Raw genomic sequence first — 20,425 nt, 5'->3', positions numbered from 1 at the left:
AATCAGACACCATCGGCAAACGCACCGCGCTACTACCAGAGGCGTTCGGCAAGATCACTTCCTCGCAGGTTCGCGTAACGCATGAGAACCTTTGGATCGGAATGACCTGTAATTTTCGCGATCTGGATGTCGCTCAGCATTGTGCGCTCGTACAACCTCGACGTAGCTTCATGTCGTAGGTCATGGAACACGAGATCTGGGCAACCAGCTGCATCGAAAATCCGACCGAACTGGCCCGACAGCCGCACGGTAACTCGTTCGAGAACCTTCCGCCGGAGCACCGGCATGTCCTTCGCGCGCATGCCAGCCTCGATCTCATCGACCCACGGGAAGAGCCGACCACCCTCGAACGTGAACCCGCACATTTCAGGGTCGCGACTGGTAACTGCCGCGACGTATTGCTCGAACCCAGCAATCGCTACCGTCGTAAGTGGCACCGAGCGCTTACTACCGTTCTTTGTCCGCTCCAACGCGGCCGTTCGTCGACCGACATCAAACTGCACAATGTCCAGCGTGTATATCTCGCGCATCCGCATCGCGGACTCGATCGCTAGCTCGAACAGAAAGACCAACGCCGGCCGATACGGGAGATCGAAAGCCCGCTCCCTACCCTTGGGTTTTCCGCCTGCCATAATGCGGCGGATATCGCTCTCCTCTTCTGCGCTCGGCCGCCGATCTCGATGCACATCTTCCTTCGGCGCCCGATCCTGCGCCTCCACTGCCACTCGATCATCATCTGTATAGGTTGCGTAGCGCTTCGGCAGCAGGCGTAGCGGATTGACGGCAAGCATTGGCGTGCCGGACTTGACCACCCAATCGAAACAACGAGCGAGCGCCCCTACATTGTGGCGAATCGTCGACGGCGACAAATGATGCTCGCGCTTCATACCCGTAACCCATCGCTCTGCCCAATCGTAGTCCACGGTGGAGAGCGCTTTCGATGGCAGCCGGCCGCCGAGCAACGTATTTAACACCTGGACATCGGAATCAGGCACCGACACGCGCCGCAGATACTCCCGAACAGCGTCCAGCGTCGTCGAGATCGCTTCGCGTTGCTCAACGACGTCCGCCGGCACAATGCCGGCATCGAGCAGTTGCTCAAGGCGAGCGACATACGCATCGCCCTCTTCTTCGGACTGGAACGTCAGAGAAAGTGGCTTTGGGAGAAGCTTCGAACGTCGGATGATGTATTCCCACGTTCCGGAGGGTCGTAGTCGCTTGGTCGCCATGCGCTGACGCGAACTCACCTATACGGCCAAAGAGCCGACTTAGGCGTGGTTACGCGTGTTTCTTGAGTGGTTAGAGGCGACTTTGTACCACTCTAGACGACTTTCTTACAAGGATGAAAGCGGGACCAGAAAAAGAAAAAGCCCTGATTTCTCAGGGCTTTTTCTCTTCTTACTTGGAGGCGCGAGCCGGAGTCGAACCGGCCTAAACGGCTTTGCAGGCCGCTGCATAACCGCTTTGCTATCGCGCCAAAAGCGGACTGTCCGGATGCCGTGAGGCAAGCGACAGATTTTTATTCGAGGACCGGAAGTCCATCAAATAAAAAGGGAAGCTTGGCTTCCCCATGACTTGGAGCGGGAGACGAGTCTCGAACTCGCGACCTCAACCTTGGCAAGGTTGCGCTCTACCAACTGAGCTACTCCCGCATTGTCCTGCACCTGCAGCGCCTTGCCGTACAACACGCTGCCAGAAAAATCTGGAGCGGGAGACGAGTCTCGAACTCGCGACCTCAACCTTGGCAAGGTTGCGCTCTACCAACTGAGCTACTCCCGCATGTGTCCTGCATCTGCAGCGCTTTGCCGTACAACACGCTGCCAGAAAAAATCTGGAGCGGGAGACGAGTCTCGAACTCGCGACCTCAACCTTGGCAAGGTTGCGCTCTACCAACTGAGCTACTCCCGCGTATTGCTGCGCTACTGCTTCCCCGTCACACACTCACTTCGTCGTGCAGCGGAGAAGCGAGATTATGTCGAAGGCACATTCGTGTGTCAAGGGCTTTTCCAGCCCTTTTTCCAAAAACCTGCTCGGCAAAACCGCGATGCGCAACGCTCACGCGCCGCCGCGCTCGCGAATCTGCGGCCATGCGAGCTTCATGTAGTACAGCATCGACCAGATCGTCAGCACCGCCGCGAGATACATCAGCCACTCGCCCCACACACGCGTGTCGATCGTCACGACACCGAGCGGCAGCGGCGCGTAGAACAGCAGCATCGGAATCGCGACCATCTGGCACGCGGTCTTGAACTTGCCGAGCTGGTTCACCGCGACGCTCTTCGATGCGCCGATCTGCGCCATCCACTCGCGCAGCGCCGAAATCGCGATCTCTCGGCCGACGATCACGAGTGCGATCGCCGCGTCAACCCGCGAAATCTGCACCAGGATCAGCAGCGCGGCCGTCACCATCAGCTTGTCCGCCACCGGGTCGAGAAATGCACCGAACGACGACGTCTGGTTCCACTTGCGTGCGAGGAAGCCGTCGAACCAGTCGGTCAGCGCCGCGAGGATGAAGATCGCCGCCGCCGCGAGATTGCGGTGCGCGCCGCCCATCACCGTGTCCGGCAGATAGAACACGCCGACGACGAGCGGAATCAGCACGATCCGTACCCACGTCAGGAAAATCGGGAAATTGAACGGCATGGCAGGCGGGACAGTAAAGGATTTGCAATTGTGCCGTGTCGACCGGCCCGCCACAAGAACGCTAAAAAGCGCGCCGTGCGGCCGGCCGCACGGCCCGTCAGTGAAGCTGCTTGTAGATCTGCTCGGCGAGCGCGTGCGAGATACCCTCGACGCTCGCCAGTTCCTCGACGCTCGCAGCCACCACGCCGCGCAGCCCGCCGAACCGCGCGAGCAGCCGCTGCCGGCGCTTTGCGCCGACGCCTTCGAGCTCCTCGAGCCGCGACGTCTGGCGCGCCTTCGCCCGCTTCGCGCGCATGCCCGTGATCGCGAAACGGTGCGCCTCGTCGCGAATCTGCGCGACGAGCATCAGCGCGGCGCTTTCCTTGCCGAGCTCGAGCGGCGTGCGGCCGTCCGCGAACACGAGCGTCTCGAGGCCGACCTTGCGCCCTTCGCCTTTCGCGACACCGACCAGCATCGACGTATCGAGGCCCAGTTCGGTAAACACCTGGCGCGCGATTTCGACCTGACCCTTGCCGCCGTCGATCAACACGATGTTCGGCAGCAGGCTCGATGCCTCGGCCTGACGCGTCGACTCGCCGTCGATGCCGGCCGCTTCGTCGACGGCCGCCGCCTGCGCGGCCTGCTCGACCATCTTCTCGTAACGGCGCGTCAACACCTGCCGCATCGCCGCGTAGTCGTCGCCCGGCGTGATGCCCGTGATGTTGTAGCGGCGGTACTCGCTCGACTGCATCTTGTGGTGGTGATAAACGACGCACGACGCCTGCGTCGCCTCGCCCATCGTGTGGCTGATGTCGAAGCATTCGATCCGCAGCGTCGCGAGATCGTCGCTGTCGTAGCTGAGCGTGTCCGCGAGCGAGCGCGTGCGCGCCTGCTGCGAGCCCTGCTCGGACAGGAGCCGCATGAGCGCGATCTGTGCGTTCTGTTCGGCCATCGACAGCCATGCGCGCCGCTGCCCCTGCGGCTGCCGCACCAGCGACACCTTGTGGCCGGCCTGTTCCGACAGCAGCTCGAGCAGGTCGCGACTCGCGGGTGCATGGCTGACGACGAGCACGGGCGGCACGCGATTGCCGAGATAGTGCTGCGCGATGAACGCGTCGAGCACCTCGGCCTCGACCGAGGCCGCCGCCGCACCGCTGCGTGCACTGCCGGGCCCTTCCGCGGGCTGGTCCGGCGCCGCGTCGGCGGTCGCACCGGCTGCAACGGCCGCATCGGCCGCCTCCGCCAGCTCGGATTCGTCGCCGAGACCGCCTTCGGCGAGCGTCAGCGCACTTTCGACATGCGTCGGGAAATACGCCTTGTCGCCGAGATGCCGGCCGCCGCGCACCATCGCGAGGTTCACGCACACGCGCCCGCCCTGCGCGACGACGGCCAGGATGTCGACGTCGCTGTCGCTGCCGACCTCGATCGCCTGCTGGTGCAGCACCGTCGCGAGCGAACTCATCTGGTTGCGCACGGCCGCCGCCTGCTCGAACTTCAGCTCGGACGCGAACCCGTGCATCTTCTGCTCGAGCTCCTTCATCACTTCGGACTGCCGGCCGAGCAGGAAGCGCGCGGCGTTCGACACGTCGACCGCGTAATCCTCGTCGGAGATCGCGCCGACGCACGGTGCCGTGCAACGCCCGATCTGGTGCAGCAGGCACGGCCGCGTGCGGTTGCTGAACACCGAATCCTCGCAGGTCCGCAACTGGAACACGCGCTGCAGGATCTGGATGCTCTCGCGCACGGCCCACGCGCTCGGGAATGGCCCGAAATACTGGTTCTGCTTGTCGACCGACCCGCGGTAGTAGGCCATCCGCGGAAAGCGGTGTGCGGTGAGCTTCAGGTACGGATACGACTTGTCGTCGCGAAACAGGATGTTGTAACGCGGCGCGAGCGCCTTGATCAGGTTGTTCTCGAGCAGCAGCGCTTCGGCTTCCGAGCGCGTGACGGTCGTTTCGATGCGCGCGATGCGCGTGACCATCATCGCGATGCGCGGCGACAGCTGCGTCTTCGTGAAATAGCTCGATACGCGCTTCTTCAGGTCGCGCGCCTTGCCGACGTAGAGCACGGCGCCCGCCGTGTCGTAATAGCGATAGACGCCCGGCATGTGCGGCAACTGCGCAAGGATCTTCTTCGGTTCGAACGGAGTGTCGGAGGCTTCTGGGGATGTCATGCGTGATCCGGGCGCCTTGTAACGCGGAACGGGTCTATTAGAATCGCCAGTTTAGAGCATTCACCGGCCCGCTTCGATGCCACGCACCACCGCTGCCCCACTCTCCGCCATGCCGCTCGCGCCGGGCGAACCGATCGCCTGCGACCTCTTCTGCACCGTGATCGACAATTTCGGCGACATCGGCGTGTGCTGGCGCGTCGCGCGCCAGCTCGCGCACGAGCACGGCTGGCAGGTCCGGCTGTTCGTCGACGACCTGCACACGTTCGCGCGCCTGCTGCCGGGAGTCGACCCCGACGCGGGACGGCAGACGGTCGATTCGATCGTGATCGAGCACTGGCATGCGGAGGTCGGCGACGCACTGGAGATCGCCGACGTCGTGATCGAGGCGTTCGCGTGCGAGCTGCCCAGCGCGTATCTCGCAGCGATGGCGCGCCGCGAGCGTCGCCCCGTGTGGATCAACCTCGAATACCTGAGCGCCGAGGATTGGGTCGCCGATTTCCATCTGCGGCCGTCGCCGCATCCGCGCTACCCGCTGCTGAAGACCTTCTTCTTCCCGGGCCTGTCGGCCGGCACGGGCGGCGTGCCGAAGGAGCACGACCTCGACGCGCGCCGCTCGGCCTTCGAAACCGACCCGGCAGCCCGCGCCGCCTGGTGGCAGCGCGCGACCGGCGGCGCGCCGCCGGCGCCCGGCACGACAGTCGTCAGCCTGTTCGCGTACGAGAATCCGGCCGTCGATGCGCTGCTCGCGCAGTGGCGCGACGGCCCGTCTCCAGTCGTCGCGCTCGTGCCGGCCGGCCGCCTGTCGCCCGCTGTCGCGCGCTTTTTCGGGGTCGAGTCGTTCGCGGCCGGCGCCCGTGCGAGTGCCGGCAACCTGGTCGCCCATGGCCTCGCCTTCGTTCCGCAGGCCGACTACGATCCACTGCTGTGGGCGGCCGACATCAATTTCGTGCGCGGCGAGGATTCGTTCGTCCGCGCGCAGTGGGCGCGCAAGCCATTCGTGTGGCACATCTACCCGCAGGCCGACGACGTGCACCTGCCGAAGCTCGACGCGGCGCTCGCGCACCTGTCGGCCGGCCTCGCCGACGCGCCGCGCGCGGCGCTCGAACGGTTCTGGCATGCGTGGAACGGCGTCGGTACGCCCGACTGGGCCGATTTGTGGCAGCACCGCGCAGCGCTCGATGCCAACGCCACCCGCTGGGCCGACACGCTCGCGGCCGTCGGCGATCTCGCCGGAAAGCTGGCGGAATACGCAAAATCTCAGTTAAAATAAGCGGTTATCCGACGGCTGACCAGGCAAGCGCTCGCTTTTGGCGTCCACCGGACCGGACCGCTTGCGCCGTCAGCCGTTGTGCAACGCTCAGGCACCTATTTATTTGAATTGATCAGGACAGTTTTTTATGAAAACCGCACAGGAACTCCGCGTAGGCAACGTCGTGCAGATCGGCAGCGACGCATGGGTCATCGCCAAGGCCGAATACAACAAGTCGGGCCGTAACTCCGCCGTCGTCAAGATGAAGATGAAGAACCTGCTGACGAACGCAGGCCAGGAATCGGTCTACAAGGCTGACGACAAGTTCGACGTCGTCGTGCTCGACCGCAAGGAAGTGACGTACTCGTACTTCGCTGATCCGATGTACGTGTTCATGGACGGCGACTACAACCAGTTCGAAGTCGAAGCCGAAATGATGGGCGAAGCGCTGAACTACCTCGAAGACGGCATGGCTTGCGAAGTCGTGTTCTACAACGAGAAGGCGATCTCGGTCGAACTGCCGACGGTCCTCGTGCGCGAAATCACCTACACGGAACCGGCCGTCAAGGGCGACACGTCGTCGGGCAAGGTGCTGAAGAACGCGAAGCTCGCAACCGGCTTCGAACTGCAAGTGCCGCTGTTCTGCAACACCGGCGACAAGATCGAAATCGATACGCGTACGAACGAATACCGCAGCCGCGCGTAATCGTCAGCGGTACCGCATCGAACAAAGCGCCCTTCGGGGCGCTTTTTGTTTGTCTGGCACCAACAGCTGGCGCGCGCCAGAGGCATAAGAAGCACAAAATCCACCGCTAAAGATATTCAATTTGTATCATCGGTAACTGTTTTATAGCGCCGGAGAAATAATGCGCGTGACGCGTTCGGTGGGGCATAAAATCAGTTTTTAATCTGACATGCGGCTGCGGCCCCGTTGGCCGACAGCCCGCCTCTCTTGACTCGACTCGCGTCCACCATGCCACACGCCCTGATTGTCGAAGACGATCCCAACAGCCTGTCCGGCCTCACCGCGCTGCTTGCCGCGGACGGCTTCTCGGTCGACACGGCCACGTCGCTCGCCGAAGCGCGCACGGCGCTCGGCCGGTCGATTCCCGATGTCGTCCTGGTCGACCTGAACCTGCCGGACGGCAGCGGGTTCGACCTGCTCCAGCACCTGCCGCAGCAACAGCCGAACGGCTCGCTGCCCGTCATCGTGCTGACAGGCAATGCGACGGTCGAGAGCGCCATCGAGGGCCTGCGCCACGGCATCTGGGACTACCTGCTGAAGCCGATCAACATTCCGCGCCTGCGCAGCCTGCTCGCGCGGATCCCGCGCCCGTACGAACTGATCGACGAAGTGCGGTCGCTGCGCGCATCGCTGCGCCACCTCGGCCGCTTCGGCTCGCTGGTCGGCTGCAGCGACGCGATGCAGCACGTGTACGACATGATCGAACACAACGCCGGCACCGAAACGGCCGTGCTGTTCTCAGGCGAAGCCGGTACCGGCAAGAAGCTGGCCGCGCGCACGCTGCACGAGCTGAGCCGGCGCCGCAAGGGGCCGTTCGTGTCGTTCGACTGCCGGATGATCGCGCAGGCGGGCCGGCACGGTGCATCGCTCGACAGCGTGCTGTTCGGCCATGAACGCGGTGCGTTCGACGGCGCCGAGCGTCGCGAATCGGGCTTGTTCGAACAGGCCGGCGGCGGCACGCTGTTCCTCGACGAGATCACCGCGCTGCCGCTCGTGCTGCAGGAAGCGCTGCTGCATGCGCTCGATTCGCAGAACTTCATGCGGATCGGCGGCACCAGCTCGATCACGAGCGACTTCCGGCTGATCGCGACCACGCGCCGCCCGGCGCGCGAAGCGGTCGCGAACGGTACGCTGCGCGAGGACTTGTGGCTGCGCCTCGATGCGGCGTCGATCACGATGCCGCCGCTGCGCGAGCGCGACGGCGATGCGCTCGCGATCGCGGACGCGCTGATCGAAGAACTGAATCGCGAAGCGCGCGCAACCGGCCGCAGCACGACCGACAAGCGCGCAGCGCCGGGCTTCGTGCGCGAATGCCTGTCCTACGAATGGCCCGGCAACGTGCGCGAGCTGCAGGAACGCGTGCGCTTCGCGTACGACGCGTCGGGCGATTTCATCGAGACGCTGCGCGCCGGCGAGCCGAGCTTCTCCTCCGGCGCTGCGCTGAACGGCAGCAGCGTCCAGATCAAGGTCGGCACGCCGCTGTCCGACGTCGAGGATCTGCTGATCCGCGCAACGCTCGACGCGGTCGGCGGCACGCGCCATCGCGCCGCGACGCTGCTCGGTATCAGCCCGAAGACGCTGTACAACAAGCTGCAGCGGATGAAGGTGAACTGAGCGGGCGACAGCGAATACGGACGCTGTCGGCCTCGACCGTTAGTTGCATTAGCGGCGCTCGACAGCCGTTCGATTCATTTGCCGCCCCCATGAAAAAGCCGCGCAATTGCGCGGCTTTTTGTTGCGGCGGCCGGACGGAATGACGCGGCTCGCGCCATCCCCTGCCCCGCTTACGCCAGTGCGCTTTTCAGCAACGCCTGCGCCTGCAGATATTCCGGCTGCGCGATCAGCTTGTCCCACTTGAGCGCCTTGCCGCGTGCACGCATCCGCTTGATACGCCGCACCGACTCGGCCGAGACTTGCGCCTTCAACCCGTTCAGCACGACTTCGGCCGCATCCGGCTGGTTGCAGACGAGCACCATGTCGCACCCGGCAGCGAGCGCGGCGTCGGCCGCCTGCGTCAGCGTGCCGCCTTCGCGGGCCGCTTCCATCGACAGGTCGTCGCTGAAGATCGCGCCCGTGAAGCCGAGCTTTCCGCGCAGAATGTCCTGCAGCCACACGCGCGAGAAACCGGCCGGCCGCTTGTCGACCTGCGTGTAGATCACGTGCGCGGGAATCACCGCGGACAGCGACAAGCCGAGCCAGTCGTACGGCGCGACGTCCTGCTTGAGGATCGCATCGAGCGTGCGGTCGTCGGTCGGCAGCGCGACGTGCGAGTCGGCCTCCGCGAAGCCGTGCCCGGGGAAATGCTTGCCGCAGTTCGCCATCCCGGCGAGCGACAGCCCGTGGTTCAGGCTCTTCGCGAGCAGCGTGACGACGCGCGGGTCGCGATGGAACGCACGATCGCCGATCACTTTCGAGTGCCCGTAGTCGAGGTCGAGCACGGGCGTGAAGCTCATGTCGATTCCGCACGCACGCAGTTCGGCGGCGAGGATGTAGCCGACGGCGGTCGCGACCTTCGTCGCGAGCAGCACGTCGCGATCCCACAGTTCGCCCAGGCGGCGCATCGCGGGCAGCACCGTGAAGCCGTCGGTCCGGAACCGCTGCACGCGCCCGCCTTCGTGATCGACGGCGATCAGGATGTCTTCGCGCACCGCGCGGATCGAGTCGGTCAGCGCTGTCAGCTGCGCACGATTCTGGAAGTGCCGCGCGAACAGGATCACGCCGCCGGTATTCGGATGTGCCAGGCGCCGCGCATCGTCGCGCGACAGGGCCGTGCCGACGACGTCGAGCATGACCGGGCCGGGAGTCGTTTTCATCGAATCGGAAATTCCGTCAGGAGGAGGTTCGGGGAACAGGGGCAGGTGCGGGTGTTGCGTCGGTTTCGGCGACCACGAACGACACCGCGTAGTCGCGTTCGTCGCTGACCGTCACGCGCGCCGTGATGCCGCGCGCGGCCAACCAGTCGGCCAGCTCGCCCGACGCGACCACATACGGCTCGCCGCTCGGGTGGTTCAGCGTCTGCAGTGCGCGCCACGTCATCGGCCAGTGCATGCCGAGCCCGATCGCCTTCGAGAACGCTTCCTTCGCGGAGAAGCGCGTCGCGAGAAACGCGATGCCGCGCGCCTCGGAGCGGGCGCGGCGCGCATGAAACACGCGCAGCTCGTCGGGGCCCAGCACCTTCTCCGCAAACCGGCCGCCCGTGCGTTCGAGCACGGCCGCGACGCGGCTTACCTGGGCGATGTCGGTACCGATGCCGTAGATCGCCATGTCAGTACGCGCGCACGCGGCCGTATTTCATCTTCAGCGCGCGCCGCCGTGCAACGCGGCGACTCGGGCGGCGACCATGATCGCCTTCATCTCGCGCACCGCGTTGTCCCAGCCCGCGAAGATCGCATGCGCGACGATCGCGTGGCCGATGTTCAGCTCCACGATGCCGTCGATCGCGGCGATCTGCTGCACGTTCGTGTAATGCAGCCCGTGCCCCGCATTGACCTTCAGGCCAAGCTGCGCGCCGGCCTGCACGCCCGCGACGATGCGCTCGTATTCGCGCTGCTGTTCGGCTTCGTCGTGCGCTTCGGCGTAGCGGCCCGTATGCAGCTCGATCACCGGCGCGCCCGCTTCGTGCGCGGCGCGGATCTGCGTTTCGTCCGGGTCGATGAACAGCGACACGCGCACGCCGACGTCGGCCAGCTGCTTGCATGCCGCGCGAACGGCCTCGAAATGACCGGCGACATCGAGGCCGCCTTCGGTCGTCAGCTCCTCGCGCTTCTCCGGTACGAGACACGCATCGTGCGGACGCACTTCGCATGCGATGTCGAGCATCTCGGCCGTCACCGCGCATTCGAGGTTCATCCGCGTCTTCAGCAGCGGGCGCAGCTTGCGCACGTCGGCGTCGACGATGTGGCGGCGATCTTCGCGCAGGTGCAGCGTGATCGCGTCCGCACCGGCCTCTTCGGCGGCGAGCGCCGCGCGGATCGGATCGGGATAGGTCGTGCCGCGCGCATTGCGCAGCGTCGCGACGTGGTCGATGTTCACGCCGAGGTCGATGGCGGTGGGCGTTGTCAGGAAGAAGCTCATAGGTTTTGCAGGTCGATCAGGATCTGACGCGTGGCGAGCGGCGTACCGCCGAGATAGGTGTTCAGCAGGAAGCGCATCAGCGTCTTGCTTTGCGCAACCGTCTGGGCTCGATGGTAATCGTCCTGCTCCATGTCGAGCAACGTCTGTCCGGTGATGACCGGCCAGTGCGACGGCACCTCGTCGTCCGCATTGCGCACGCCACGCTCGGGATCGAACACGTAGCGGCGGTCGGGCTCGACTGCGCGACGCGCGACCGTGCGGTTCAGCGCCATCGCATAACCGGTCTCGCGCAGCAGCACGCGCTCGAACGAGCGCAGTACCTGCACCGCGGGCTCGCCGTGCGCGAGGCGCGTGAGCGTCAGTACATAGTGATTGAACAGCGGCGGCTGGGGATCTTCACGCGCGCAGAATTTGACGAGCAGCTCGTTCGCGTAGAAGCCGCACAGCAGGCCGTCGCCGCCGAGCGGCAGCATGCCGCCGACCCACTCGGCGCCCGTCAGCGTGCGCACTTCGGATTTGCCGGACCAGGACAACAGCAACGGCTGGAAGGTCTGCAGCACCCCGCGCAGTGCGGAATGCGGGCGCTTCGCGCCTTTCGCGACGAGCGCGAGCCGGCCGTGATCGCGCGTCAGCACGTCGACGATCAGGCTCGTTTCGCGATACGGATAGCTGTGCAGCACGAACGCCGGCTGCTCGGCGACGCGAAAATCGGACGTGCGAGACGTCGCGCGCCGCGCCTTGCGCGGCGGTTCGGGCGGGGCAGGCAGCGGCGCGTCGTTCGCGCCGGCCGTCACCGCGTCTTCAGTCGACGTCAGCGCGTCATTCGTACCCATAGGCACGCAGCCCCGCCTCGTTGTCGGCCCAGCCGCTTCTCACCTTCACGAAGGTCTCGAGGTACACGGGGCCGTCGAACAGCTTTTCCATGTCCATCCGCGCCTCGGTGCTGATCTGCTTGAGCTTCTCGCCCTTCTTGCCGATCACCATCGCCTTGTGCGAATCGCGTTCGACGAGGATCGTCGCGAAGATGCGCTTCAGCCGCCCTTCCTCCTCGAACTTGTCGATCACGACGGTGCTCGTGTACGGCAGTTCGTCGCCGGTCCAGCGGAACACCTTTTCGCGCAGGATTTCAGCCGCGAGGAAGCGCGAGCTGCGGTCGGTCAGCTCGTCCTCGCCGTAGATCGGCGCGCCTTCCGGCAGGTACGGCTTGATCGTCTCGAGCAGGCGCTTGATGTCTTCGGGCCGCTGCGCCGACAGCGGCACGAGCTCGGCGAATTCGCGCAGCGCGTTCATTTTCTGCATGAACGGATACAGCGTGGCCTTGTCGGTCACGCGGTCGATCTTGTTCGTGATCAGCAGCGTCGGCATGCCGGGCGGAATCAGGTCGAGGACCTTCTGGTCGTCGGGCCCGAAACGGCCGGCCTCGATCACGAACAGGATCACGTCGACCGACGTCAGCGTCGACGTGACCGCGCGGTTCAGCGAACGGTTCAGTGCGGTGCTGTGACGGGTCTGGAACCCCGGCGTGTCGACGAACACGAATTGGGCGTCGTCGATCGTGTTGATCCCGGTGATGCGATGGCGGGTCGTCTGCGCCTTGCGCGACGTGATGCTGATCTTCTGGCCGACGAGTGCGTTCATCAACGTCGACTTGCCGACGTTCGGGCGGCCCACGATCGCGATCATGCCGCAACGGAAACCGGTAGGAGCGGGAGTGTTCATATCGTTTGGGAGACAGGTTCGGAAACGGCCGCGCGACGCGCGGCACGATCGCTGGGCAATTCAGTGGTCGGCATCGGCCACGCGCGCTTGCGCGGCGGCGAGGCTCGCACCGCCCGGCGGCGTCTCGGCGTCCGGTGCCGCGGCATCGCGGGTACGTGCGGCCGGGCGCGCAGCGGGGTCGGACCCGGTGGTGGGCTTGTCGGCGGACGAAGATGCCGGATCGGCCGCCTGGCCGGCCGGCTTGTCGGCTGCTGCACGCGGCGCGGCCTCGGCAGGCTTTTCCGCAGCCTTGTCGGACCGCTCGGCCGGCTTGTCGGCGACCTTGTCGGTCGCCGGCTTCGCCGCCCGTTCGCCCTTGTCGGCAGCCGCCTCGACATGCGCCGCGCGAATCGCGGCCATCGGCGCGGCGGCCGGCTCGGCGCCGGTCACTGCAGTGGCCGCAGGCGCGGCACCGGCCGCCGCCCTGGCCTCGCGCGCCGCCGCCCGCTCCTTCCGCTCGGGCGAGCGCAGGTCGAGCGCTTCCTGCACGCCCTTCACGCCCGGCACGATTTCGGGTTCGACATGTTTCGACCCGCGCGCGTTTTTCGAGCGCTTCGGCTTCGTGGCCAGCATCGGCGCGGCCGCGATCACTTCGTCGAGCGCCTTCTTCGCAGCGGACTGCTCGGCCGCGCGGCGGCTCGCGCCGGAGCCGGAGACCTTCACGTCCAGCTTCGGCACCGTGCACTCGACCTCGAACTGCTGATTGTGCGCCGCACCATGCGTCGCGACGACCGTATAGGTCGGCAGCGCGATCTTGTGCCCCTGCAGATATTCCTGCAGCAGCGTCTTCGCGTCCTTGCCGAGCGTGCGCGGATCGATGTGGTCGAGAATCGGGATATAGAGGCGCTTGATGACCCCTTGGGCGGCTTCGAAGCCGCCATCGAGGAACACGGCCCCGATGATGGCTTCGAACGCGTCCGCGAGGATCGACGGGCGGCGGAACCCGCCGCTGCGCAATTCGCCCTCGCCCAGCCGAAGCCCGTCCGAGATATTCAGGGCCTGAGCAATTTCGTACAGCGACTGCTGCTTGACGAGGTTGGCGCGTACGCGCGACAGATCGCCTTCGTCCAGCTTGCTGAAACGCTGGAACAAAAGGGCGGCCACCGCGCAATTCAGAACGGAGTCGCCGAGAAACTCGAGCCGTTCGTTGTGCGTGGCACTGTGACTGCGATGGGTCAAAGCCTGGCGCAACAATTCCGCATTGCGAAATTCGTAGCGCAGCCGGCTTTCCAACTGGGATAGGGGCATGTGCAGGAGTATAACGCGGGCGCCGGTCGAGCCGAAACGGCTCGACCGGACACGAAAAGGCGTGACGAGGCGGTGTTACCGCCGGTTCTTAAAGTAGTTCGGCAATACGCGACGCGGCCCGTGCGTCGCGTATTGCGTGTGAGTCGACTGCGATCAGTGGAAGGAACCGATGCGCTTCAGGTCGCTGAAGTTCATCCAGATGAAGAACGCGCGGCCGACGATGTTCTGGTCCGGCACGAAACCCCAGTAGCGGCTGTCCGCACTGTTGTCGCGGTTGTCGCCCATCATGAAGTAGTGGCCGGGCGGCACCTTGCAGATCACGCCGCGGCTGTTGTACGTGCAGTTGTCGCGATACGGATAATCGTATGCGCCCATCACGAACGGCGGCACGGCCGGGTTGTTGAGGATCGCGTTCTTCTTGTTGCCGATCGTTTCCTCGAACTGCTTCGCGTAGTTCTGGCGCTCGTCGTCGAAGAAATCGGGCAGCGGCGTTTCGGGCACCGGCTGGCCGTTGATCGTCAGCTGCTTGTCCTGGTACGCGACCGTATCGCCCGGCAAGCCGATCACGCGCTTGATGTAGTCGACCGACTCGTCCTTCGGATAACGGAACACGACGACGTCGCCGCGCGACAGCGGGCTGCCCTGCGTGATCTTCGTGTTCGTGATCGGCAGGCGCAGCCCGTACTCGAACTTGTTGACGAGGATGAAATCGCCGACGAGCAGCGTCGGCACCATCGAACCCGACGGAATCTTGAACGGCTCGACGACGAACGAACGCACGGCGAACACCGCAAGAATCACCGGGAAGAAGCTCGCGGTGTACTCGAGCCACCACGGCTGGCGCAGTTTCTCGTCACGCAGCTTCGAACGCGTCTGCACCGCATTTTCATCCGCGAAACGCTTGTCGATGCGCGACTGCTGGCGATCGAACTCCTCGATCGCCGAGTCGGCCGCCTTGCGTCGCCGCGGCAGGAACACCAGTTTGTCCAGCACCCACGCTACGCCCGTCACGACGACGAGCACAAAAAGAATCAGCGCAAAATTCATAAAAGGATCAGTCCTGTTATTTGTCTTCGACGCGCAAGATCGCAAGGAACGCTTCCTGCGGGATCTCGACCGAACCCACCTGCTTCATCCGTTTCTTGCCTTCTTTCTGCTTCTCGAGCAGTTTCTTCTTCCGCGTGATGTCGCCGCCGTAGCACTTCGCGAGCACGTTCTTGCGGAGCGCCTTGATGTTTTCGCGCGCGACGATGTGCGCGCCGATCGCGGCCTGGATCGCCACGTCGTACATCTGGCGCGGAATGATCTCGCGCATCTTCGCGGCGACTTCGCGGCCGCGGTATTGCGACTGCGAACGGTGCACGATGACCGACAGCGCATCGACCTTGTCGCCGTTGATCAGCATGTCGACCTTCACGACGTCCGACGAACGGTATTCCTTGAACTCGTAGTCCATCGACGCATAGCCGCGCGACACCGACTTCAGGCGATCGAAGAAGTCGAGCACGATCTCGGCCATCGGGATCTCGTACGTGAGCTGCACCTGGCGGCCGTGATACTGCATGTTGATCTGCGAGCCGCGCTTCTGCTCGCACAGCGTGATCACCGAGCCCACGTAATCCTGCGGCATGTACAGGTTCACGGTGACGATCGGCTCGCGGACTTCGCCGATGCGGCCGGGCTCCGGCATCTTCGCCGGGTTCTCGACCTTGATCGTCGTGCCGTCGCTCTGCACGACCTCGTAGACGACCGTCGGTGCGGTCGTGATGAGATCCATGTCGAACTCGCGCTCGAGCCGCTCTTGCACGATTTCCATGTGCAGCAGCCCGAGGAAGCCGCAGCGGAAACCGAAGCCGAGTGCCTGCGACACTTCCGGCTCGTACTGCAACGACGCGTCGTTCAGCTTCAGCTTCTCGAGCGATTCGCGCAGCGCGTCGTACTGGTTCGCCTCGACCGGATACAGCCCTGCAAACACCTGCGGCTTCACTTCCTTGAAGCCCGGCAGCGGTTCGGTAGCAGCCTTGGCCACGTGCGTGACGGTGTCGCCGACCTTCGCGGCCGTCAGCTCCTTGATGCCGGCGATGATGAAGCCCACCTGCCCGGCCGACAGCGAGTCGAGATTGCGCGACTTCGGCGTAAACACGCCGACGTGCTCGACCGGATACTGCGCGCCGGTCGCCATCATCTTGATCTTGTCCTTCGGGCGCAGCGTGCCGTTGACGATACGCACGAGCATCACGACGCCGACGTAGTTGTCGAACCACGAATCGATGATGAGCGCCTGCAACGGCGCAGCCGGATCGCCCTTCGGCGGCGGCACCTTCGCGATCAGCGACTCGAGCACGTCCTCGACGCCGAGACCCGTCTTCGCGCTGCAGCGCGTCGCGTCGGTCGCGTCGATGCCGATCACGTCCTCGATCTCCTCGATCGCGTTCTCGGGGTTCGCGGCCGGCAGGTCGATCTTGTTCAGCACGGGCACGACCTCGACGCCGAGCTCGATCGCCGTGTAGCAGTTCGCGACCGTCTGCGCCTCGACGCCCTGGCTTGCATCGACGACCAGCAGCGCGCCTTCGCACGCGGACAGCGAACGGCTGACTTCGTACGAGAAGTCGACGTGCCCCGGCGTGTCGATCAGGTTCAGGTTGTAGACCTTGCCGTCGCGCGCGCGATAGGACAATGCGGCCGTCTGCGCCTTGATCGTGATGCCGCGCTCGCGCTCGATATCCATCGAGTCGAGCACCTGCGCTTCCATTTCACGGTCGGCGAGGCCGCCGCATACCTGGATGATGCGATCCGCGAGTGTCGACTTGCCGTGGTCGATGTGCGCGATGATCGAGAAATTGCGAATATGATCCATTCAGTGCCGATCAAGCGAAAAAGGCGCGCTCGACGACTGCGGAGCACGCCTTGTAAGTCGGTGAAAAAACGGCCTATTTTAGCCGAAAAGGCTTGCGACGGGCGGGATTTCGGACGCCGTGCCGCGCAGCGCCCCGCCGCAGGCGCCTGCCGGGTCGAGCCCCGTGCAAAGCAACGCCGGCCGGCGGCTGGCCGCGTTCAGCGCCGGACGGCCAGCGCGCTGCGCACCCGCGTGTCGTCGAACCGGTGGCGGCACACCTCCGCCCCGTCCAGCAACAGCACGGGCACGTCCTCGTCATAACGGGCAACCAGCGCCGCGTCGGTATCGATGTCGACGTATTCGACCGCGACACCGAATTCGGCCGCCACCGGCGCCAGTGCGTCGCGCATGTCGTCGCACAGGTGGCACCAGCCGCGGCCGTAGAGCGTAAACATCGGCGCGTTACTTCTGGCGCGGCCGCACGGGCACGAACTGCGTGTTGTCGCCACGCCGCACGAGCACCGCGACCGCCTTCTGCGGATCAAGCTGCGCCGTCACCTCGGCGAACTGCTTCGCGTTCGTGATGTCCGTGTCGCCGACACGCAGCACGATATCGCCGCGCTGCAGGCCCGCACGGGCGGCCGGGCCGTCGACCCCGTCGATCTGCACGCCGTTCTTCAGCTTCAGCGTCTTCATCTGATCCGCCGTCAGGTCGCTGACCGTCAGGCCGAGCGAATTGGCCTGGCGCGGCTTCTGCGGCGCGTTCTTGCGCTGCTCGGTCTTCGCCGTCGACTCGGCCGGCGTCTCCGCGATCGTGATCGGCAGATCACGTGCCTGACCCTTGCGCCACACGCTGACCGTCGCCTTCGTGCCGGGCTTCGTGTCGCCGACCATGCGCGGCAGGTCCGACGCCGCATCGACCGAACGACCGTTGAACTTCAGGATAATGTCGCCCGGCTGGATGCCCGCCTTGTCGGCCGGGCCGCCCGGCTCGACGCTGCTGACGAGCGCGCCTTCGGCCTTCGGCAGCCCGATCGAGTCGGCCACATCCTTCGTCACCTCGCCGATCGCCACCGCGATCCGGCCGCGCGTGACCTTGCCCGTCGCCTTCAGCTGATCGGCCACGCGCATCGCCTCGTCGATCGGAATCGCGAACGAGATGCCCATGAAACCGCCGGTGCGGCTGTAGATCTGCGAGTTGATGCCGATCACCTCGCCCTGCATGTTGATCAGCGGGCCGCCCGAGTTGCCGGGGTTCACGGCGACGTCGGTCTGGATGAACGGCAGGTAATCACCGGTGTTGCGGCTCTTCGAGCTGACGATGCCGGCCGTCACCGTGTTGTCCAGGCCGAACGGCGAACCGATCGCGACGACCCACTCGCCGACGCGCACCTTGTTCGAATCGCCGATCGCAACGACCGGCAGGTTCGACGCCTGGATCTTCACGACCGCGACGTCCGTGCGGTCGTCGACGCCGATCAGCTTCGCCTTGAATTCACGCTTGTCGGTCAGCGTCACGTAGATGGTGTCCGCGTCGTCGACGACGTGCGCATTGGTCATCACGTAACCGTCGGCCGACACGATGAAGCCCGAGCCGACGCCGCGATTCTGCTCGGTGTCGGGGGGATTGTCCGGCGCCGGCGCGTTCTTCGGGTTGCTGCCGTTGCCGCCGCCGTTGCCGGGCGCCTGCGGCAGCGGAATGCCGAAGAAGCGCCGGAAGAATTCCGACATGTCGCCGTTGTCGAAACCCGGCGGGAGCATCCCGCGCGGGCCGCTGCTCGTCGGCACGTTGGCAGTGGTCCGGATGTTCACGACGGCCGGCCCGACCTTTTCGACCAGATCGGCGAAGTCGGGCAGGCTGGCAGCGGGAGCCGTCACGGCGAACGCGGTATGCGGCACGAGCGGCAGGCAGGCAGACAGCGCCGCCGCCGCGAACCATTTGCGCAGCGTGAGTTTCATCATGTCGGAAGCCGTAGCGTTACTTGGAAGCCTTGTATTCTATGGCAGACGCGAACTGCTGCAACGTAGCCGGCGGCACTTCGCCGAGCACGGTGATCCAGTAGTCGCCGCGGCGCTTCACGAGAACGTGCGTCGCACCGGTGCTGCCCGCGCCTTCCTTGCGCGTGTTCTTTTCGGCCGGCTCGATGAACACCGAGATCGTCGCAAGCCCGTCGGTGAAGACGGCCTGGTCAACCGGGATCGGCGGATCGCCCGCGTCGCGCGCGGCCATCGGCCGGCGCACTTCACGAATTTTCTGGAAACCGGCCACGCTCGGTGCGAGCTGCCAGCCCTGTGCTTCCATATCGACCGTCGCGACCGGCGGGCGCACCACCGTCCAGCCGCTCAGGTTGCGCATGCCGGCCGCGATCGCGGCTTTGTCGCCGCTCGTGCCGCCCGTCTGCACTTGCGAGAACGCGATCTGCTCGAGCACGTGATCGTTCGCGTCGAGCGTCTGCGAACGCAGCAGCAGCCCAGTGCGCGCATCGGCCCACAGCTTGTACGTGAAGCGGTACGCATCCTTCGGCACGAGTTCGACGACCTGCGCATCGATCCCGGCCACGCGGTCCTTGCCGAGCGACTTCGCGTCGTAGACGGACATCACGTGGTCGCCGCTGGCACCGAGCAACGCAGGGAACGAGTCGCGCGTCTGACGGCGCTCGACCACGCACAGCTTGCGCTCGGGTACGAATGTATACAACTCGTCGTTATGCCGCAGCAGCTTGCGCGGCTTGCCGTCGAGCGTCTCGATCCGTTCGAACTCGCCATCGCGGGACGCGACGTGCGCGATGCGCGACGACTGGACGTACCCGCCGCGCTGGTAGACGAACGTGCCTTCGTAGCTTTGCTGCTGCGCCGCCTGCTGGACGCGGTCGAGCCAGTCCGCCGCACCCTTGCGAGTCGCGACGGGATCGTCCGGTTGCTGGGCGCTGGCAGGAAGGGATTGAACGGACAACAGGGCGGCTGCGCAAAGCAGGAGGGCCGGCAGCCGCTTCCATCCGGAGATGGCGTGATTCAACTGCAATGTCCGCATCGGGTTTATTGGCCTGGCGTGGTGGTCACGGCTGCACGGATCAGCGGCATCGAACCGGTGACGACGGGCTGCTGCGCGAATTGCTGGTGCGCTTCAAGATATTGGTCGAGGCTCGCGTCGCGAATGATGTTGACGTCCTGCAGGCCCGGCTGGGCCGATGCCTGCGCAACCGTCACGCGCTGCAGGCTGCCTTGCTGCGCGCCGGCCGATGCGACCTGGACGGCGCCCGGGGCGCCGGCCGTCTGCATTTGCGGGACGACGATCCACGTCAGCGTGGCCGCCGCGGCCGCGACCGCGAACGCGGGCACGACGCGCCGGCGCAGCGACAGCAGCTTGCGCGCGACCGGCGCGGCTGCCGGCGCAAGCAGGTGCGGCTCGCTTTCGAGCGCAGCCGACATGCGCGCGGTGAACGCGACGCTCACCGCGGGCGACAGCGCGAGCTCGTCCGAGCGCAGCGCATCGCCGATCAGGTGGTAATGGGCCCACGCAGCGCGATCCGCGCGGTCGAGCTCAGCCAGAAACTGCCCGTGATCCGGGCCATCGAACATTTCACCGTCGACCAGCGCGGAAAGGCGCTCGCCGCGCGAGGACGCTTGCGATTGCGTATTGACCGACCCCATGATGCTCCCCATCTTGCACACCCCGTCGTGACTTCACGACTCTATCCGTAACTAGACCCCGACCCGCGT

18 protein-coding genes and 4 tRNA genes are annotated in these 20,425 nt (G+C 65.3%); 3 read left to right on the top strand and 19 right to left on the bottom strand.

The annotated features are described in order from the left end of the window. Window positions 1-32: 32 nt before the first annotated feature. The 7 genes from AC5LXK_RS05665 to uvrC form a co-directional block, all read right to left on the bottom strand. The gene (locus AC5LXK_RS05665; RefSeq protein WP_493390685.1) at window positions 33-1,229 is read right to left on the bottom strand and encodes a site-specific integrase; all 1,197 of its coding nucleotides are present in this window, start codon (window positions 1,227-1,229) and stop codon (window positions 33-35) included. A gap of 174 nt (window positions 1,230-1,403) precedes the next feature. Continuing rightward, window positions 1,404-1,477 (bottom strand) — tRNA-Cys (locus tag AC5LXK_RS05660). A 99-nt stretch (window positions 1,478-1,576) separates the two neighbouring features. Next, window positions 1,577-1,652, bottom strand: a tRNA-Gly gene (locus AC5LXK_RS05655). Between the two features lie 51 nt (window positions 1,653-1,703). Continuing rightward, a tRNA-Gly gene (locus tag AC5LXK_RS05650) sits at window positions 1,704-1,779 on the bottom strand. 53 nt (window positions 1,780-1,832) lie between these two features. Next, window positions 1,833-1,908 (bottom strand) — tRNA-Gly (locus tag AC5LXK_RS05645). A gap of 147 nt (window positions 1,909-2,055) precedes the next feature. Beyond that, window positions 2,056-2,643 (bottom strand): CDP-diacylglycerol--glycerol-3-phosphate 3-phosphatidyltransferase, encoded by a 588-nt coding sequence (pgsA, locus tag AC5LXK_RS05640; protein WP_493390684.1) that lies wholly within the window; start codon window positions 2,641-2,643, stop codon window positions 2,056-2,058. A gap of 97 nt (window positions 2,644-2,740) precedes the next feature. Next, on the bottom strand, window positions 2,741-4,795 hold the full coding sequence (uvrC, locus tag AC5LXK_RS05635) for an excinuclease ABC subunit UvrC (protein WP_493390683.1): 2,055 nt from the start codon (window positions 4,793-4,795) through the stop codon (window positions 2,741-2,743). A 76-nt stretch (window positions 4,796-4,871) separates the two neighbouring features. Between uvrC and earP the strand changes: the two genes are divergently transcribed. From earP to AC5LXK_RS05620, 3 genes are all read left to right on the top strand, one after another. Then, entirely contained in the window at window positions 4,872-6,065 is a 1,194-nt protein-coding gene (gene earP / locus AC5LXK_RS05630; RefSeq protein ID WP_493390682.1) for an elongation factor P maturation arginine rhamnosyltransferase EarP, read from the top strand. A gap of 127 nt (window positions 6,066-6,192) precedes the next feature. Beyond that, window positions 6,193-6,750, top strand: coding sequence for an elongation factor P (gene efp, locus AC5LXK_RS05625; protein ID WP_493390681.1), 558 nt, complete (start codon window positions 6,193-6,195; stop codon window positions 6,748-6,750). A gap of 267 nt (window positions 6,751-7,017) precedes the next feature. After that, window positions 7,018-8,403, top strand: coding sequence for a sigma-54-dependent transcriptional regulator (locus AC5LXK_RS05620; RefSeq protein ID WP_493390680.1), 1,386 nt, complete (start codon window positions 7,018-7,020; stop codon window positions 8,401-8,403). 170 nt (window positions 8,404-8,573) lie between these two features. On the opposite strand, the gene nagZ is transcribed toward AC5LXK_RS05620, so the two are convergent. From nagZ to AC5LXK_RS05560, 12 genes are all read right to left on the bottom strand, one after another. Then, on the bottom strand, window positions 8,574-9,602 hold the full coding sequence (nagZ, locus tag AC5LXK_RS05615) for a beta-N-acetylhexosaminidase (RefSeq protein WP_493390679.1): 1,029 nt from the start codon (window positions 9,600-9,602) through the stop codon (window positions 8,574-8,576). Between the two features lie 16 nt (window positions 9,603-9,618). Next, window positions 9,619-10,053, bottom strand: coding sequence for a holo-ACP synthase (gene acpS, locus AC5LXK_RS05610; protein ID WP_493390678.1), 435 nt, complete (start codon window positions 10,051-10,053; stop codon window positions 9,619-9,621). Window positions 10,054-10,086: 33 nt separating this feature from the next. Continuing rightward, entirely contained in the window at window positions 10,087-10,863 is a 777-nt protein-coding gene (pdxJ, locus tag AC5LXK_RS05605; protein WP_031400031.1) for a pyridoxine 5'-phosphate synthase, read from the bottom strand. Next, window positions 10,860-11,696 carry a DNA repair protein RecO gene (gene recO / locus AC5LXK_RS05600; RefSeq protein ID WP_493390677.1) on the bottom strand — a complete coding sequence of 279 codons (837 nt, stop codon included), beginning with the start codon at window positions 11,694-11,696 and terminating at the stop codon, window positions 10,860-10,862. The genes pdxJ and recO overlap by 4 nt, the downstream gene beginning before the upstream one ends. Further along, the gene (gene era, locus AC5LXK_RS05595; RefSeq protein WP_493390676.1) at window positions 11,683-12,582 is read right to left on the bottom strand and encodes a GTPase Era; all 900 of its coding nucleotides are present in this window, start codon (window positions 12,580-12,582) and stop codon (window positions 11,683-11,685) included. The genes recO and era overlap by 14 nt, the downstream gene beginning before the upstream one ends. A 60-nt stretch (window positions 12,583-12,642) precedes the next feature. After that, the gene (gene rnc, locus AC5LXK_RS05590) at window positions 12,643-13,869 is read right to left on the bottom strand and encodes a ribonuclease III (RefSeq protein ID WP_493390675.1); all 1,227 of its coding nucleotides are present in this window, start codon (window positions 13,867-13,869) and stop codon (window positions 12,643-12,645) included. Between the two features lie 153 nt (window positions 13,870-14,022). Then, a complete protein-coding gene (lepB, locus tag AC5LXK_RS05585) occupies window positions 14,023-14,916 on the bottom strand; it encodes a signal peptidase I (RefSeq protein ID WP_493390674.1) in 894 nt (297 codons plus the stop codon). A gap of 16 nt (window positions 14,917-14,932) precedes the next feature. Next, window positions 14,933-16,726, bottom strand: a complete 1,794-nt coding sequence (gene lepA, locus AC5LXK_RS05580) for a translation elongation factor 4 (protein ID WP_493390673.1) — start codon at window positions 16,724-16,726, stop codon at window positions 14,933-14,935. 197 nt (window positions 16,727-16,923) lie between these two features. Beyond that, window positions 16,924-17,160: a glutaredoxin family protein gene (locus AC5LXK_RS05575; RefSeq protein ID WP_493390672.1), complete on the bottom strand. Its 237-nt coding sequence runs from the start codon at window positions 17,158-17,160 to the stop codon at window positions 16,924-16,926. A 7-nt stretch (window positions 17,161-17,167) separates the two neighbouring features. Beyond that, window positions 17,168-18,667, bottom strand: a complete 1,500-nt coding sequence (locus AC5LXK_RS05570) for a DegQ family serine endoprotease (protein ID WP_493390671.1) — start codon at window positions 18,665-18,667, stop codon at window positions 17,168-17,170. Between the two features lie 16 nt (window positions 18,668-18,683). Then, on the bottom strand, window positions 18,684-19,736 hold the full coding sequence (locus tag AC5LXK_RS05565) for a MucB/RseB C-terminal domain-containing protein (RefSeq protein WP_493390670.1): 1,053 nt from the start codon (window positions 19,734-19,736) through the stop codon (window positions 18,684-18,686). 5 nt (window positions 19,737-19,741) lie between these two features. After that, window positions 19,742-20,356, bottom strand: a complete 615-nt coding sequence (locus AC5LXK_RS05560; RefSeq protein WP_493390669.1) for a sigma-E factor negative regulatory protein — start codon at window positions 20,354-20,356, stop codon at window positions 19,742-19,744. Window positions 20,357-20,425: the final 69 nt, after the last annotated feature.

This window comes from Burkholderia pulmonis, from assembly GCF_984667975.1.
This window is presented reverse-complemented; position numbering and strand designations above follow the sequence as displayed.

Coding starts and splice junctions, on each gene's coding strand:
- AC5LXK_RS05665 (WP_493390685.1), bottom strand. CDS start 1,229: ATGGCGACCAAGCGACTACGACCCTCCGGAACGTGGGAATACATCATC.
- pgsA (WP_493390684.1), bottom strand. CDS start 2,643: ATGCCGTTCAATTTCCCGATTTTCCTGACGTGGGTACGGATCGTGCTG.
- uvrC (WP_493390683.1), bottom strand. CDS start 4,795: ATGACATCCCCAGAAGCCTCCGACACTCCGTTCGAACCGAAGAAGATC.
- earP (WP_493390682.1), top strand. CDS start 4,872: ATGCCACGCACCACCGCTGCCCCACTCTCCGCCATGCCGCTCGCGCCG.
- efp (WP_493390681.1), top strand. CDS start 6,193: ATGAAAACCGCACAGGAACTCCGCGTAGGCAACGTCGTGCAGATCGGC.
- AC5LXK_RS05620 (WP_493390680.1), top strand. CDS start 7,018: ATGCCACACGCCCTGATTGTCGAAGACGATCCCAACAGCCTGTCCGGC.
- nagZ (WP_493390679.1), bottom strand. CDS start 9,602: ATGAAAACGACTCCCGGCCCGGTCATGCTCGACGTCGTCGGCACGGCC.
- acpS (WP_493390678.1), bottom strand. CDS start 10,053: ATGGCGATCTACGGCATCGGTACCGACATCGCCCAGGTAAGCCGCGTC.
- pdxJ (WP_031400031.1), bottom strand. CDS start 10,863: ATGAGCTTCTTCCTGACAACGCCCACCGCCATCGACCTCGGCGTGAAC.
- recO (WP_493390677.1), bottom strand. CDS start 11,696: ATGGGTACGAATGACGCGCTGACGTCGACTGAAGACGCGGTGACGGCC.
- era (WP_493390676.1), bottom strand. CDS start 12,582: ATGAACACTCCCGCTCCTACCGGTTTCCGTTGCGGCATGATCGCGATC.
- rnc (WP_493390675.1), bottom strand. CDS start 13,869: ATGCCCCTATCCCAGTTGGAAAGCCGGCTGCGCTACGAATTTCGCAAT.
- lepB (WP_493390674.1), bottom strand. CDS start 14,916: ATGAATTTTGCGCTGATTCTTTTTGTGCTCGTCGTCGTGACGGGCGTA.
- lepA (WP_493390673.1), bottom strand. CDS start 16,726: ATGGATCATATTCGCAATTTCTCGATCATCGCGCACATCGACCACGGC.
- AC5LXK_RS05575 (WP_493390672.1), bottom strand. CDS start 17,160: ATGTTTACGCTCTACGGCCGCGGCTGGTGCCACCTGTGCGACGACATG.
- AC5LXK_RS05570 (WP_493390671.1), bottom strand. CDS start 18,667: ATGATGAAACTCACGCTGCGCAAATGGTTCGCGGCGGCGGCGCTGTCT.
- AC5LXK_RS05565 (WP_493390670.1), bottom strand. CDS start 19,736: ATGCGGACATTGCAGTTGAATCACGCCATCTCCGGATGGAAGCGGCTG.
- AC5LXK_RS05560 (WP_493390669.1), bottom strand. CDS start 20,356: ATGGGGTCGGTCAATACGCAATCGCAAGCGTCCTCGCGCGGCGAGCGC.